The organism is Kribbella soli, from assembly GCF_004331345.1.
GTDB classification, from domain to species: domain Bacteria; phylum Actinomycetota; class Actinomycetes; order Propionibacteriales; family Kribbellaceae; genus Kribbella; species Kribbella soli.
The window spans coordinates 1,432,240-1,447,879 of sequence record NZ_SJJZ01000003.1 but is presented as its reverse complement, the minus strand read 5'-3'; the positions used below and the strand labels follow the sequence as shown (position 1 = coordinate 1,447,879).

General features: G+C 68.3%; 12 protein-coding genes and 2 tRNA genes. 7 read left to right on the top strand and 7 right to left on the bottom strand.

From position 1 onward, the window contains the following. The first annotated feature begins 3 nt into the window (after nt 1-3). The gene (locus E0H45_RS29705; RefSeq protein WP_238155364.1) at nt 4-1,542 is read left to right on the top strand and encodes a nitric oxide synthase oxygenase; all 1,539 of its coding nucleotides are present in this window, start codon (nt 4-6) and stop codon (nt 1,540-1,542) included. Between the two features lie 139 nt (nt 1,543-1,681). On the opposite strand, the gene E0H45_RS29700 is transcribed toward E0H45_RS29705, so the two are convergent. Further along, nucleotides 1,682-1,752 (bottom strand) — tRNA-Gly (locus E0H45_RS29700). A gap of 105 nt (nt 1,753-1,857) precedes the next feature. Here E0H45_RS29700 and E0H45_RS29695 point away from each other — a divergent pair. The 6 genes from E0H45_RS29695 (at nt 1,858) to E0H45_RS29670 (ending at nt 8,273) form a co-directional block, all read left to right on the top strand. Continuing rightward, nucleotides 1,858-1,930: transfer RNA gene (locus E0H45_RS29695), tRNA-Pro, on the top strand. Between the two features lie 77 nt (nt 1,931-2,007). Further along, a complete protein-coding gene (tig, locus tag E0H45_RS29690) occupies nt 2,008-3,399 on the top strand; it encodes a trigger factor (RefSeq protein WP_131343335.1) in 1,392 nt (463 codons plus the stop codon). A gap of 378 nt (nt 3,400-3,777) precedes the next feature. Continuing rightward, a complete protein-coding gene (locus tag E0H45_RS29685; RefSeq protein ID WP_131343333.1) occupies nt 3,778-4,401 on the top strand; it encodes a ClpP family protease in 624 nt (207 codons plus the stop codon). Nucleotides 4,402-4,431: 30 nt separating this feature from the next. Further along, a complete protein-coding gene (locus tag E0H45_RS29680; protein ID WP_131343331.1) occupies nt 4,432-5,043 on the top strand; it encodes an ATP-dependent Clp protease proteolytic subunit in 612 nt (203 codons plus the stop codon). Nucleotides 5,044-5,255: 212 nt separating this feature from the next. Beyond that, nucleotides 5,256-6,554: an ATP-dependent Clp protease ATP-binding subunit ClpX gene (clpX, locus tag E0H45_RS29675; RefSeq protein ID WP_131343329.1), complete on the top strand. Its 1,299-nt coding sequence runs from the start codon at nt 5,256-5,258 to the stop codon at nt 6,552-6,554. A 120-nt stretch (nt 6,555-6,674) separates the two neighbouring features. Continuing rightward, complete coding sequence (locus E0H45_RS29670) at nt 6,675-8,273, top strand: alpha/beta hydrolase (RefSeq protein ID WP_131343327.1); 1,599 nt, start codon at nt 6,675-6,677, stop codon at nt 8,271-8,273. Here E0H45_RS29670 and E0H45_RS29665 read toward each other — a convergent pair. From E0H45_RS29665 to E0H45_RS29640, 6 genes are read right to left on the bottom strand one after another with little or no spacing between them, the layout of a single operon-like run. Further along, nucleotides 8,236-9,537, bottom strand: a complete 1,302-nt coding sequence (locus tag E0H45_RS29665) for an aspartate aminotransferase family protein (protein WP_165546632.1) — start codon at nt 9,535-9,537, stop codon at nt 8,236-8,238. The two genes, E0H45_RS29670 and E0H45_RS29665, sit on opposite strands and share 38 nt — an antisense overlap. 16 nt (nt 9,538-9,553) lie before the next feature. Beyond that, entirely contained in the window at nt 9,554-10,921 is a 1,368-nt protein-coding gene (locus tag E0H45_RS29660; RefSeq protein ID WP_131343323.1) for a hypothetical protein, read from the bottom strand. Beyond that, nucleotides 10,918-11,715 carry an amidohydrolase family protein gene (locus E0H45_RS29655; protein ID WP_131343321.1) on the bottom strand — a complete coding sequence of 266 codons (798 nt, stop codon included), beginning with the start codon at nt 11,713-11,715 and terminating at the stop codon, nt 10,918-10,920. Before E0H45_RS29655 ends, E0H45_RS29660 begins: the two co-directional genes overlap by 4 nt. Further along, nucleotides 11,712-12,470 (bottom strand): amidohydrolase family protein, encoded by a 759-nt coding sequence (locus tag E0H45_RS29650; protein WP_131343319.1) that lies wholly within the window; start codon nt 12,468-12,470, stop codon nt 11,712-11,714. Before E0H45_RS29650 ends, E0H45_RS29655 begins: the two co-directional genes overlap by 4 nt. Then, complete coding sequence (locus E0H45_RS29645) at nt 12,463-14,598, bottom strand: heparinase II/III family protein (protein WP_131343317.1); 2,136 nt, start codon at nt 14,596-14,598, stop codon at nt 12,463-12,465. Before E0H45_RS29645 ends, E0H45_RS29650 begins: the two co-directional genes overlap by 8 nt. Further along, a complete protein-coding gene (locus E0H45_RS29640; RefSeq protein ID WP_238155363.1) occupies nt 14,595-15,638 on the bottom strand; it encodes a Gfo/Idh/MocA family protein in 1,044 nt (347 codons plus the stop codon). The genes E0H45_RS29645 and E0H45_RS29640 overlap by 4 nt, the downstream gene beginning before the upstream one ends. Between the last annotated feature and the right edge of the window lie 2 nt (nt 15,639-15,640).

The following is a 15,640-nucleotide window of genomic DNA, read 5'->3' as shown; positions in this document are numbered from 1 at the left end:
CCCGTGCGAACTCTTCCGAACCCCGCCCGGACGGAGGACGACCGCGCGGAAACCCCGACAAGCCGGCGGGCGGCACGAGGCCGCCGGCCCCTGGCTCTGCCACTCGCAGTCCTCGGACTGGCCGTGGCAGGCGCCGCCCTCGGCGTGATCGAACTCGGCCGGAACGTGCCCATCGGCGTCCCGACCGAACTGGCGATCGCGCTCAGCCTGGCAGGTCTCCTGCTCGCGGTGGGAATCTGCGTCCGCCATGTCGTCTCGGTCGGTGGCGCGGAGCAGCTGCTCCAGGTCGCCGGCGCGCGGTGGGGCACGGCCCGACGAGCCCGCCGTACGGCGTCACGACCTCCGGTGACGGTCGCGCCGCCCAGCCACCCGCCAGTGCCCGGTCACCCGCCGGTGAGCCGGTCCGAGCCGGAACCCGACCTCGAGACGGTTCGGGCCGCGGCGAAGGAGTTCCTCGAACTCTTCTACGCCGAGGACCCGCACGCCGGGCCGATGGAGCCCCGGATGGCCGAGGTGATGCGCGAGATCGACACGACCGGCACCTACTGGCACACCGCCGAGGAACTCACCTTCGGCGCCCGCGTCGCCTGGCGCAACAACAAGCGCTGCATCGGCCGGCTGTACTGGCGCAGCCTGCAGGTGCGCGACCTGAGAACCGTCACGGACGCAAGCAGCGTCGCCAGGCACTGCTTCGAGCATCTGAGTACGGCGCACAACGGCGGCAAGATCCGGCCGATGATCAGCGTGTTCGCCCCCGAGACGCCGTCGCGGCCCGCCCCGAGGATCTGGAACGAGCAACTCATCCGGTACGCCGGGTACGAGCAACCGGACGGGCGTGTGCTCGGGGATCCCCGCTACCGCACGTTCACGAGCAAACTGATCCAGCGCGGGTGGCGGCCGCCGGAACGGCAAGGGGCCTTCGACCTGCTCCCGCTGGTGGTGGAGACCGTCGAGGAGGGGCCGCGGATGTTCCAGCTCCCGGGGCAGGCGGTCCACGAGGTTCTGCTCGAGCATCCCGAGCTGGCCTGGTTCACCGATCTGGGACTGCGGTGGCACGCGGTCCCGGTGATCAGCAACAACCGGCTGGTGATCGGCGGTGTCTCCTACCCGGCCGCGCCGTTCAACGGCTGGTACATGGGCACCGAGATCGGGGCCCGCAACCTGGGGGACAGCGACCGCTACGACATGGTCCCGGAGGTCGCTGAGCGGATGGGGCTGGACACCTCGCACGACGCGACCCTGTGGCGGGACCGGGCCCTGGTCGAGATCAACCGGGCGGTCCTGCACTCGTTCAACGCGAGCGGCGTGACAGTGACCGACCATCACACCGAGTCGCGCAGGTTCCTCATCCACCTGGAAAAGGAGGAGCGCGCCGGCCGCGGCTGCCCGGCCGACTGGAGCTGGATCGTCCCGCCGATGTCCGGCTCCCAGACCCCGGTCTTCCACCGCTACTACGACGCCGACAACCAGGTCCCGAACTTCGTCAACGACCCCGAAGCCACCTGCCGAGCCCTCCGAGGCGGCCCACCCGCCTTCCCCTGAACCACGCACCCAAACCCGACCCCGGTCCAGGGGGTGCGGGTGGCGAAGCCCCCGCCCGCGCCGAGCGAAGCGAAGGCGCACAACAGAAGAGGGCGAGGCACCCTGCGCTTTCCGCAGGCATACCTCGCCCTCTCGACCGAGCGGGTGACGAGAATCGAACTCGCGTAGTCAGTTTGGAAGACTGGGGCTCTACCATTGAGCTACACCCGCGTGCTGAACATGATTCCACATGAGGTGGGTTGGACTCAAAACGGTATTGCCGGGCCCCGGTGGCGCGAGCACTGGTTCCGGTCGACTACACTCGACCGGTCACTGCGGGGCGTAGCGTAGTGGCTAGCGCGCCTGCTTTGGGAGCAGGAGACCGCAGGTTCGAGTCCTGTCGCCCCGACAAACCCGTGTAGCACCGCTGCAGCGCGGGCTGTCGCGCGTGCTGTGAATGTCACCGAATCAAGGAGAACCGCCACCGTGAAGAGCACCGTCGAGTCCTTGAGCCCGACCAAGGTCAAGCTCATCGTCGAGGTGCCGTTCGAGGAACTCAAGCCGAGCCTCGACGCGGCGTACAAGAGCATCGGCCAGCAGATCGTCGTGCCGGGCTTCCGCAAGGGCAAGATCCCGCCGCAGGTCATCGACCAGCGCGTCGGCCGCGGCCCGGTGCTCGAGGAGGCGATCAACGACGCCCTCCCGAAGCTCTACTCGCAGGCGGTCAGCGACAACCAGGTCAAGGCGATCGGCCGGCCTGAGGTCGACGTGACCGAGTTCAACGACAAGGAGAGCCTGCAGTTCTCCGCCGAGGTCGAGGTCCGCCCGGAGATCACCCTGCCGGACCTGGAGGGCCTGGAGGCCGAGGTCGAGGACATCGCGATCTCCGACGACGAGGTGACCGAGCAGATCGAGTCGCTGCGCCAGCGGTTCGGCTCGCTGAACCCGGTCGAGCGCGCGGTCGGCGACAACGACTTCATCACCCTCGACCTGTCGGCCAGCAAGGACGGCGAGAAGGTCGAGGAGGCGCAGGCGACCGGCCTGTCGTACCAGGTCGGCAGCGGTCAGCTGCTCGACGGCCTGGACGAGGCCGTCATCGGCCTGAGCGCCGGCGAGAAGAAGACCTTCGTCACCCAGCTCGTGGGCGGCTCGCTGAAGGGCGAGGACGTCGACGTCGAGGTGACCGTGACCGCGGTCAAGGAGCAGGAGCTCCCGGAGTTCGACGACGAGTTCGCGCAGACCGCGTCGGAGTTCGACACCGCCGACGAGCTGAAGGCCGACGTACAGACCCGGCTGGAGCGCGGCAAGCGGCTCGAGCAGGCCGGTGAGGCGCGCGACGCCGTGCTGGAGAAGATCCTGACGCTGGTCGACGTGCCGGTCCCCGAGGGCCTGCTGACCGACGAGCTGGCCGCCCGCAAGGAGAACCTGGAGCAGCAGCTCGGGTACTCCGGGATGACCATGGAGCAGTTCCTCGAGGGCGAGGAGCAGACCCAGGACGAGTTCGACGAGGACCTGAAGAAGCGGTCCGAGGACGCGATCAAGGCGCAGTTCGTGCTCGACCTGGTGGCCGAGCAGCAGGAGCTGAGCGTCAACGACCAGGAGCTGACCGAGCACATCGTCCGGCACGCGCAGCGTTCCGGCGTCAGCCCGGACCAGTTCGCGCAGCACGCGGTCGAGAACAACCTGGTCCCGAGCCTGGTGTCCGAGGTCGTCCGCGGCAAGGCGCTCGCGTACCTGGTGGAAAACGCCAAGGTCACCGATGCTTCCGGCAACACGGTGGAGCTGAAGACCCTGCAGCCGGACGGCTCGTACGCCGACCCGGACGCCGCCGACGACGAGGCCGCCGAGGCCCCGGTCGCGGAGCCCGCGCAGGCCTGAGCAACGTCTCGCCGTACGGCCCGGATCCCCTCAGGTGGGGTTCCGGGCCGTACGCATGTTCGCCGGACGATCGCGACGCGACCGTAAGAAATCTGGCCTAGCGTGGCTGGTGAAACGATTTCCCGGAGTGTTTTGGGTCGAACGCGGAGGGGGCAGGGGTGACCGCGCTGCTGCAGGAGCCTGAGGTACGGCGGGAACCGGAGTTGCCGGATCGCCGCGAAGTACCTGACGAGGCAGCGGTCGACGAGTCCGGATCCGTTGTCCTGTGCGGCTGGTGAATGCGCCCGAATTCGCTGACAGCAGACGAACGGTGCGCCGTGAGCGAACACCTCCGGCCCAGCCTTAGGTCTGTCGCTCTCGCCCAGTAGTGTCGGGTTCGTGAACGAGACATTTGCAGCCAGCCCCACCGCCGCGGGCGGCAACGGATCCGGCGGAGACGAAAACGACATCTACCGTGAGTTGCGGAAGAACCGGATCATCTTCCTGGGGTCCGAGGTTCGCGACGACAACGCGAACGCGATCTGCGCGCAGATGCTGCTGCTGAACGCCCAGGACCCGAACGCGGACATCTGGCTGTACATCAACTCGCCGGGTGGCTCGGTGGACTCCGGCATGGCGATCTACGACACCATGCAGTGGATCTCCAACGACGTCGCCACGGTCGGGATGGGCCTGGCCGCCTCGATGGGCCAGTTCCTGCTCTGCGCCGGCGCGAAGAACAAGCGGTACGCGCTGCCGCACGCGCGGATCATGATGCACCAGCCGTCCGGCGGCATGGGCGGTACGGCCTCGGACATCAAGATCCAGGCCGAGCAGTCCCTGCACCTGAAGGCGCTGCTGTTCCGGCTGATCTCCGAGCACACCAGCCAGCCGCTCGAGCAGGTCGAGAACGACGCCGACCGGGACCGCTGGTTCACCGCCGACCAGGCCAAGGAGTACGGCTTCATCGACCACGTGGTCACCAGCGCCGCCCAGCTCAGCTCGGGCAGCCCGAACTCCTGATCTCCCACTCCGTCAGTTAAGGACGCACCAATGAACTACTTCATCCCGCAGTGGGAGGAGCGCACGTCGTACGGCATGCGCAGGATCGATCCGTACACGAAGCTGTTCGAGGACCGGATCATCTTCCTCGGCACGCCGATCACGGACGAGATCGCGAACGCCGTGATGGCGCAGCTGCTGTGCCTGCAGTCGATGGACTCCGACCGCGACATCAGCATCTACATCAACTCCCCGGGCGGCTCGTTCACCGCGCTCACCGCGATCTACGACACGGTCCGCTACATCAAGCCGGACGTCCAGACGGTCTGCCTCGGCCAGGCGGCGTCCGCCGCGGCGGTGCTGCTGGCGGCCGGTACGCCGGGCAAGCGGCTCGCGCTGCCGAACAGCCGGATCATCATCCACCAGCCGGCCACCGAGGGTACCTACGGCCAGTCGAGTGACATCGAGATCCAGGCGAACGAGATCCTCCGGCTCCGCGCGCTGCTGGAGACGATGATCTCCGAGGCCAGCGGCAAGGACCTCGAGGAGGTGTCCCGGGACATCGAGCGGGACAAGTTCCTCACCGCCGAGCAGGCGATCGAGTACGGCCTGATCGACGACGTCCTGCAGACGCTCAAGACCCCGGTCCCGGCCGGCGTCTGAACGGGTTCAGTTCGGCCCGGACCGGTCTGACCGGTTGTCAAGAGCAAGACGCGTTCGCCACCGGCGTAGTCACAACCCGGTGGCGAGCGCGGTTTTTCGGCCCCGGACGGGGTACCGTCGAAATCGGATCGGGGCACTGAGACCGTCCCGGTTCCTGCGGCCCACGCCCTCCTTGGCCCATGGTTCGACTCGCATAGAAGGGATCTGCCCCGGTGGCACGCATTGGTGACGGCGGCGACCTGCTCAAGTGCTCGTTCTGCGGCAAGAGTCAGAAGCAGGTCAAGAAGCTCATCGCCGGTCCCGGCGTCTATATCTGCGACGAATGCATCGATCTCTGCAACGAGATCATCGAGGAGGAGCTGAACGAGGGCTCCGAGGTCGGTCTCACCGAGCTGCCGAAGCCGCGCGAGATCTACGACTTCCTCAACGCGTACGTCGTCGGTCAGGACGTGGCCAAGAAGGCACTCGCGGTGGCGGTCTACAACCACTACAAGCGGGTCCGCGACGGCCAGGGCGCCTCCAGCGCCGGCCGGCACGCGAAGGACGAGGCCGTTGAGCTGGCCAAGTCGAACATCCTGCTGATCGGCCCGACGGGCTGCGGCAAGACCTACCTCGCCCAGACGCTCGCCCGGATGCTGAACGTCCCGTTCGCGATCGCGGACGCGACGGCGCTGACCGAGGCCGGGTACGTCGGTGAGGACGTCGAGAACATCCTGCTGAAGCTGATCCAGGCCGCGGACTACGACGTCAAGAAGGCCGAGACCGGGATCATCTACATCGACGAGGTCGACAAGATCGCCCGCAAGAGCGAGAACCCGTCGATCACCCGGGACGTCTCCGGCGAGGGCGTGCAGCAGGCGCTGCTGAAGATCCTCGAAGGGACGACGGCGAGCGTGCCCCCGCAGGGCGGCCGCAAGCACCCGCACCAGGAGTTCATCCAGATCGACACGACCAACGTGCTGTTCATCGTCGGCGGCGCGTTCGCCGGCCTGGACCACATGGTCGAGCAGCGGGTCGGCAAGAAGACGCTGGGCTTCAACACCTCGCGTGAGCCGGAGAAGCCGAAGGAGCTCGGCGGGTACGCCGACGTGATGCCGGAGGACCTGCTCAAGTTCGGTCTGATCCCCGAGTTCATTGGCCGGCTCCCGGTCATCACGACCGTCTCGCCGCTGGACCGCGACGCGCTGATCAAGATCCTGTCCGAGCCGAAGAACGCGCTGGTCAAGCAGTACCGGCGGCTCTTCGAGATCGACAACGTCGAACTGGAGTTCGACGAGGACGCGGTCGAGGCGATCGCGGACCAGGCGCTGCTCCGCGGCACCGGTGCCCGTGGCCTGCGGGCGATCATGGAAGAGGTTCTCCTCAACGTGATGTACGAGGTGCCGAGCCGCGAGGACGTCGCGAAGGTCGTCGTCACCGGCGAGGTCGTGCTGGAGAACGTGAACCCCACGCTGATCCCGCGCGACCAGATCGAGCGCACCAAGCGCGACCGCCGCGAGAAGAGCGCGTAAGCCCTTCACGTGTAAGTAGTTCACGCTTCAGCAGGAGGCCGGGTCCGTCAGCAGACGGGTTCCCGGCCTCCTTCTCGTGGTGGACGCGACGGGAGGACCGGCCCGCCTACGGTCGGTGACATGACGCCCAGAAGAATCCTTCGAAGACTGTCTGTTGCCGGCGTGGCCCTGGTCCTGCTGACGCCGATGACGACCGCAGTGGCCCAGGCGAAGTCCGTCGTACCGAAGATCGCGTGGGGTACCTGTGGAACCGATCAAAAACTGAAGCCGTTCCAGTGCGCGACTGTCGAGGTCCCGACCGACTACGACAACCCACACGGTCCGACCACCACGATCGCGTTGACCCGGCTGCCGGCCGGCGACCCGGCGCACAAGGTCGGCACGCTGTTCACGAATCCCGGTGGCCCCGGCGGCTCCGGTGTCGACCTGGTGCAGCAGGTTGGTCAGCAGATCTACACCCCGGAGGTTCGGGCGAAGTTCGACATCCTCGGGTTCGACCCGCGCGGCGTGAGCCGTTCGGATCCGGCCACCTGTTATCCGACCGCGGCCGAGGAGTCGGAGGCGCTGGCGAATCTCCCGGCGTTCCCCGTGACCGCGAAGGAAGAACGCCGGTTCATCGTGGACGCTGCGAAGCTGGCGATCAACTGCCGGACCACGTCGCCGGACCGGCTCGCGCACTACTCGACCGCGAACGTTGCCCGGGACATGGACCTGCTGCGGCAGGCGGTCGGCGACCAGAAGCTGTCGTACGTCGGCTACTCGTACGGCACGTACCTCGGTGCGACGTACGCCAAGCTCTTCCCGAACAAGGTCCGTGCGCTGGTCCTCGACGGCACGCTGAGCCCCGAGTGGTACTCCGGCTCGAACGGCGACCCGAACCCGGTTGGTGTCCGCCTGAAGCAGGGCGAGGGCGCGTACGACACGTACGAGCAGTTCCTCGCCGAATGCAAGAAGGCCGCCGCGAACTGTGTGTTGAACGAGCTCGGCGACCCGAAGACCGTCGTGGAGAGCACGCTGGAGCGGCTGAAGACCCACCCGGTCGTCGTCGCCCTGCCGGACGGCTCCACGCTGACAGTGACGTACGCCGTGGCGGTGGCGATCACGTTCTCGAACCTCTACGACCCGGCCGGTTTCCCTGCGCTCGCAGAGATGTGGGCCCAGCTGAACCAGCAGTCCACCGCGAAGAAGGCAGCGAAGGCGCCGGACGCACTGATTGAGTGGAACCGCCGCAAGGAGGACTACACGACCTCGATCGGCAGCGCGCTCCAGCCGTGCGTCGAGGCGACGCAGTCCGGCCGCCCGCTGGCGTACCCGTCGTACGCCGCTGCCGCCGACAAACGCGCCCCGCACTTCGGCCGCTACCGCGCCTGGATCGGAATCCAGTGCGAGTTCCTGGGGATCCGCGACACCGACGACTTCCGCGGCCCGTGGCAGAACAACGTGAAGCAGCCCGTCCTCGTGTTCGGCACGCGCCACGACCCGGCCACGCCGTACGAGGCCACCCGCCCGTACGCCGACCTGTACCCGGACGCCCGGATGGTCACTGTCGAGGGCTACGGGCACACCACGATCGGCAAGAGCACGTGTGCCGACGCGATGATCACCGACTACCTGACCCAGCTGAAGGCCCCGGCGGACGGCGCGACCTGCAACCAGGACCGTAAGCCCTTCGATCCGTTGCCTACAGGGAAGAAAGCACTGACTCCGCTACCGCGATAGTTTCGTCGACCTGGTCCGCGGTGTGCTCGGTGGACAGGAACCACAACCCTCGCGGGACGATGCTGATCCCGGCAGCGAACAGCCCCGCGTGGAACCGAGTCATCGCGGCCCGGTCGCAGGCAGCGAACGTGCGGTAGTCCGTGACCGCGGCCTGGTCCGTGATGTACGTCTGGAACACCGGACCGGGCCCGTCCACGAGCAGCGGCACCCCATGCTTCGAAGCTGCCGCGCGCAGGCCGGCCATCAATCGTTGGCCTGCCGCGGTCAGCGGTGGGTACACGGCGTCGCGGTGCTCGTCGAGATGACGCAGTACGGCGTCGGCCGCCGCCATCCCCACCGGATGCGAGTTGAACGTCCCGGCGTGGGCGACCTTGCCGTCCGCGATCGTCCCCATCACCTCGGCCGAGCCGACCAGTGCGGACACCTGCATACCGCCGGCCATCGCTTTCCCGAACGCGGCCAGATCGGGTACGACGCCGAGCAGTTCGCCCGCCCCGCCCGGAGCGACCCGGAACCCGGTAATGATCTCGTCGAAGATCAGCAACGACCCGTGCTGCTGGGTCAGCTCCCGTAGTCCTTCGAGGTAACCAGGTGCTGGCGTGATGCAGCCGGTGTTGCAGAGCAGCGGCTCGAGGATGACCGCGGCGATCTCGTCCGCGCTGCGCGCAAACACCTCAGCGACAGCAGGCAGATCGTTGTAGGGCAGGACGATCAGGTCGTCCGCGTCGTGCCGCGGCTGTCCCGCCGTACCGCCGACCGCGGTGGGGTGCCGGGCGTCGCCGGCCAGGGCGAGGTCCGGGTGCACGCTGTACAGGACCGGGTCGAGCCAGCCGTGGTAGTTGCCCTCGAACTTCACGATCTTCGGGCGCCCGGTGTGGCCGCGGGCCAGCCGGATCGCGCCGTGCACCGCCTCCGAACCGACGCTGTTGAAGCGGACCAGTTCCGCCGCGGGCACCATGCTGCACAGGCGTTCGGCGACCTGTGCCTCCAGTTCGTGCTGGGCGGCGTACGCGACGCCACGGCGTACCTGGTCGGAGACTGCGTCGGCGACAAGTGGTGCGGCATGGCCTAGCAGGTTGGGGCCCTGGCCGAGCACGTAGTCCAGGTACCTGTTGCCGTCCACGTCCCACAGCTCCGCGCCGCGGGCATGGTCCACGAACAGGGGCCGGTCGGCGCGCCGTGCGTCGCTGGAGACACCGCCCGCGATCACCTGTCGGGCGCGCGCGTACAGGCGGTCTGCTTGGTCGTGACGGCGAGTCTGCACAGGCTTCTCCAAAAGGTCAGTCGAGCTTCTCGGTGAGCAGGCGGAACTGCTGGCGTGGCCGGCCGCCAGCGGTCGAGCGAGCCGGTGGCAGCGGCCAGGCGAGACCTGCCTCGACCAGCTCCTTCAGCATCCGGCGTCCGGTCCTTTGGGTGACCTGCATGATCGCGGCGACGCTCTCGACGTCCACGACCACCTGCCGGCCAGGAGTCGAGCTCATGGCAGAGGCGATCGACGTGACGATCTCCAGCGCCCGCTGGTCGATCGGCGACGTGCCGTCGACAGGTGCGGAGTCAGTCGTCGCAGGGCCCGGCTCGAGGTCCACCCGGTCGCTGCTGCCGTCCAGGTACACGGCCACCTTGCCGCCTGCCGCGACCGAGTCCTCAACAGCCATGAGTGCGTTTGCCTCAGCAGCACGAGCGGTCTGGCCAGTGCCGGCGCCTACAGCGACAGGTACGCCGAGCTGTGCAGTCAACGCACCCAGGAAGGGTGCAACCGCGAACTGTTCAGTCAGGCGCAGAAGAGCGCCGTACGTCGTGGTGACCAGGAAGAGCGTGTCGGACCGGCGCGTGACTGACGCACCGACCTGGCGGGCCTCGGACAGCAGCTTCTGGTGCGTCGACAACGCCAGCTCCTGCTGCCAGTAGTCACCCGACTCGGCCCGTGACGCACCGGTCGGAATGACCTGTACGGCGATCATCGCCAGCTGATGCGCTCCCATCCTGGTGCCCTGTCCGAGCAGTACGGCGGTCTCCAGCGCATCCCGCACGCTCGACCGCGTCGGAGCGATCCGCATCACCGGTACGCCGTCCGCGCGCAGCTCACGTTCCACGGCCAGGATCGTGGTCAGCGCCACCGTGGTGTGCTGGCGTTCCCACTTCTCCCGGTGGAAGGCCGCGAATCCCGCGACCGATTCGGGGCCCTCGTACGGGACGTCGTACACCTGGGCGGTGTCGAGGCCGATCTCGCTGTACGCCTCGGAGACGTCCGCGAGCGAGAGCGAGTCGATGCTGACCCGGCTCAGGTCGACGTCCTTGATCGTCAACGAGGCCCTTAGCAGGGCGGCGTACAGCGCGGCGCCGGTCAGTGGCAGGTGGGTCGACGGGACGGTGAGCCAGTGGCCGGTCGTCGCCAGGTCGAACGCCCACGGGCCGGGGAACACCGCCGCGTCGATCCGGTCCCGCAGCCGCAGGTAGCGCTCCTCGGCCTCGGACAGGTCGTCGTACCCGCCGGTCAGGAACCGCACGCCGTGCACGGACCGCTCTGCGACCTCCTGGCCGACCTCCGACATCGTCTTGACCAGTCGGCGCGGTCCGAACAGCCCGACCGTCACCGCGGGCAACCGCTCGCCGGACACTGGTTCGGACTGCTGCATCTCTTCCGTCATTGGCCAACCCCTCGTTCTCCCGGCAGCGGCCGCCACCGGAACAGCTTGCGGGCGTTCCCGCTGAGAACATCTTGGCGTTGACTCTCCGTCAGTGGTGCACAGACCACCCGGCCGAGCGACATGCGTTGGTCGATGAAGGGGAAGTCGGACCCGAACAGGACCCGCCCGCTGCCCACCTGGTCGACCATCGCGCGGATCAGCGGCCCAGTCATCTGCGAGCCGCACACCTCCAGCCAGAGCGAGTCGTACCGACGCGCGGCCTCGATCGCCTCGTCCACCCCGGCCGGTGTGATCCCGGCGTGCCCGAGGACCACCGACGTACCCGGGTAGCGCTCCGCGACCGCCTCGAACAGCCGCGGCGCGTCGTACGGCGACTGGTGCTCGGAGTGACTGAGCACGGGGCAACCGGTGGACTCGGCGAACTCCCACACCGCGGCGTACCGCGCGCCGGTGACCGGGTACCGGTGCAGGCTCGGATGCACCTTGATACCGACGAACCGGTCGTCGCCCGCGAGCCGCTCGAGCTCGCGCTCCGGCTCCTGCCACGGGTTGATGACCGCGTACGCCGCGATCCGGTCCGGGTACGCGTCGACCGCAGCGAGCGACTGCGAGTTGCCGAGGTGGGCGTCCTGCTGGATCGCGCGGTTCGCCGCGAGCACGGTGACGTCGGTCCCGGTCCGATCCATCACCGCGACCATCGTCGCGGCGTCCGACTCGGGGATGAAGAACAGCGAGTACGGGCCGAGGTGCGCGTGCACGTCGACGATCCGATGCTGCGGCAGGCGCCCGATCATGCTCGTACTCCGTGCAGCAGCCGGCGCGCGTTCTCCGAGCCGACCAGGCGTACCGTCGCGTCGTCGAGACCGGACCACGCGAGCCGGACGATGCTCTCGCCGGGATCGCGGACCCCTAGACCGGTCGCGAACAGCAACCGGTCGGCGAGGTCGTTGGCGGCGAGCCACTCGACGCCCTGGTGCGCGGCGAAGTCGACGAGATCGATGAAGACATTGGTGTGGCCGACCAGCGCGGCCCAGAGTTCGCGGAGCTTGCGGTAGCCGAGGTTCGACACGACGATCGGCAGCTCCGGGAAGCGGGTCGCGATTGTGGTCAGGTCCGGCCAGGAGAGTTCCGCGGCGTCGACGCACAGCGGCAGGCGGTTGGTCTGAAGTGCGTCGTACAGCTCGTCGAGCAGAGCGGGGGAGAAGCCGTGCGACGCGGGGTGGATGCGGAAAGCCGCGACGCCGTCGTCGACCGCGCGATCGACCAGGGCAGTGAGGGAGTCGAGCTCGCCGGATGTCGCGGGGACCGCGGTCCAGCACGCCAGTACGCCGCGGTCGGCCAGGCTGTGCGCGATCGCGGAGGCTTCCGCGTTGCCGCCGATCGGGTGGTGCAACCACGAGGCCATCGCGCTCACCAGGGCGCCGGACAGCGCGTAGCGGTCGAGGTGCGCGGCGATCGCGTCCCGGTCGGTTGGCGGGAGCAGCGAGGCAGGATGCGCGCCGGTGACGATCCGCGCGTCGAACCACCCGCTCGTCACATCGTCACTCATAGCGAACCCCGTCAACAGTCCACGCCCCGGCGTACGGAAGAGTCAAGTGCGCCCACTCGTCCTCGACGACTGCGTCGACCGGCATCCCGTTGAGCCTGATCTCGCCGCGGGCCCGAATCCACAGCCCGCAGCGTCCTGAACAGGTCACCTCGAAGTGCATCCTGTCGCCGGACGGCCTGGCCAGTACGTCGACGTCGTCAGCCGCCCGAAGGAGGGTCGGCAGCGTCCGCACCCGCCATCCGGTTGCCCAGGACAACTGACCGTCGACGGTGCGTGTCCACGTGGACTGCCCGATCCGGTCGACCGTCCCGTCGAGGGCGACCACCAGCTCACCATCGACCCGATCCACCGACACGTCGCCCGGTTCAGCCCCGGCGTGCGGCACCAGTACCGTCGTGAAGTCGCCGGTCGACCGTGTCAACGTGAGCGAATGCAGCGGGCCGTATTCAGCCGCCCGACGCTCCAGCACCGGATGACGAGCCACACCTTCGGTCAGCTCAACTGCAGCAGGTTCACCGGCGTCGATCAGCAACAAGCCCGGTCCGTCGGGCGCGGAGGCGTCGTACGCCAGCGGCCCCACTTCACGCCACGGGTGCAGCGCATGCCAGCAAGCACGGAAGGTGCGCTCGTCCGGCGCGTGGTCGGTGACAACGACGTACGACGGGCTCTCGCGGACCAGTGCGACCGTTCGGCTCTGCTCTACACCATTGCCGTGGTGGCGGCCGGAGAAGACGGCGAGCACGTTGGTGTCGACGAGTGGGTCGACGAGCACACCGCGGTCCGTCGAGAGCTCCTGGTCGTCGACGAGGACGGTGTTGTGGCCGCGGCCCGACTGGAACCACGTCAGGTACTCCGGATCGTCGTAGCTCGGCGGACCACCCGCCTCCCAGAGCAACGGCTGCTGCCACCCGTCCAGCACCAGGTCCAGTACGGCGCGGTGTGAGTGCGACTCCAACTCGTGCTCGACGTGCGGGCCGTGGTTGATCACCGCACGCAGCTCAGGGCTCCGCAGGATCGTGTACCCCGACTCCGGCAGCACAGTCGCCTGTGGCAACTCAGGAACCGCGCCTGGCGACAGCCAGCGATCCTGACGCTCCGGCCAAGCAGGAAACGTCGCCACCTCCGTAGCGAACTCCGACGGTGACATCCACTGCGCTGCAACCCGCGCGAAGACAGGCTCGTTCAGCAGGTAGCTGCCGCGCAGCAACGACGCTGCCGGCCACTCGATCCCACTGTCCTGCAAATGCGGCAGCCAGCCACCCGACGACACCAGCTCGCACATCCACGTATGCATCGCGGCAAAACGGGGATGCGCCGCCACTGCCGGGTCGATCCGCGCAGCAGTCTGCAGAGCCGTCAACACCATCCGGTGGTACCCAGGTGAGCGTTCGTAGTGCCCACCGTCCGGATAGATGTCCAGCAGCAGGTGCTCCTCGATCCGCTGCCGCGCACGGTCCGCCCACGCCGCGGACTCCACGAGAGATGGCAGTACGGCGCTGAGGTGCAGCAGCTCCGTCGCGCACACCAGTTGCCAGTTCCCGTGCCGGAAGACGTCGTGTTCGTCGTACGACCAGCGGGCTCCGCCGACGAGTGTCGCGACCAGCCGACCCCACACACGGTCGGACAGCGGCGAGGACGTCAGGACCTCGAGTGTCGGCAGCAAGCTGCGACAGCGGGCCCAGGTGCCGAGTGAGTACCAGATGACGTCGAGCCCCGGCCATTCACCGGTCACCGAGTCGCGCTGCTCCACCCACTGATCGAGGTGCTCCTCGAACGCGCGCAGGTAGCGCTCGTCACCGGTCAGCAACCACGCCTGCGCTCCAGGCGCGAGCCATCCGAGGTAGTGGAAGCCGTACAGCAGCGACCGACCACGTCCCTTCCCGGTCACATCCACGCCGTCCAGCAGCGGAGCAGCAGCTGCCAGTACGGCGTCCGCGGCAGGCGTGGACCGAGTCGCCTCAGCCCATTCCGGCAACGGCCAGGCCGGCCGCCTCAGCTGCTCACCCACAAACGCGCGGAGACCCGCCAGATCGCCGGCAGGTGAGCCGAACGCCTTGATCAGCTCGTCCGTCCCGATCCGATTGACGCGCCCGTCGATGTGCCGAGGCTTCTCAGGTCCTCCGCTCATGCGACCAGCATGGAGACGTCGACGGGCTGGCGCGTCTCGATCGACAGGTGCGCGGCCTCGAGTACGGCGGTGACGTTGCGGCTGCTCTCGATCGTGATCAGCGGTTCCCTGCCGGTGCGGCAGCAGTCGACCCAGTGCGCGATCGCATCGGCGTACGCACCGGACGGGATGCCGTGCATGACCCGCTGCAGCATGTTCCGCGGATAGCTGTAGCTGTCCGGCTTGGCCAGTACGACGTTCTCCCGCTGCCGATCCAGCTGCACCACACCGTTGTCCGCCACCACCGCGACGTACGAGTCGACCGTCGTCGGGAACGTGTTCGGGTAGATCCACGCGGACTCGAACGTCGCCACCGCGCCGCGCGAGTACTCCGCCTGGATCTGGATCGCGTCCGGCGTCTCGATCCCGAGCGACCGGAGTTTGCCCCAGCGCGCGGTCGCGTAGACCCGGCGCACCTGGTCGCGCAGCAGCCACGACACCAGGTCGATGTCATGGCTGGACAGGAACCAGGCGCAGGTCGTGCGATCGGCCCACGACAGCATCTCGGTCGGCACGAAGATCGTGTCGTCCTTGCGCGCGTACGCGACCGCGGCGTCGCCGAGGTCCGCGAGCAGCTCGTAGGCCTGGGCGTACGCCGGAACCCACCGGTGGTTGAACAGGCACATCGCGATCACGCCGTTCTCGCGGATCGCCTTCACCGCGGCATCGGCCTCCGCGACCGACGTGGTCATCGGCTTCTCCACCAGGATGTGCTTCCCGGCCTCCGCGGCGCGGACCATCATCTCGCCGTGGACGTCGTCCGGCGTGGTCAGCACGACGGCGTCCACGGCATCGTCGGCGAGCAGGGTGCCGAGGTCGGGATGGATCGCCGGCCGTGGCGCACCCCGCTCGGCGATCTCGTCCGCAAGCTGCGCGGCCGGGTCCGCCGATCGGCTGGTCACCGCCGTGATCTCGGCGTCGGCCCGGCCGGACAACGACAACGCGTTGCCACGCCCCATGATCCCGGCGCCGACGATCCCGATCCGGAGCTTCTCCGTCACGT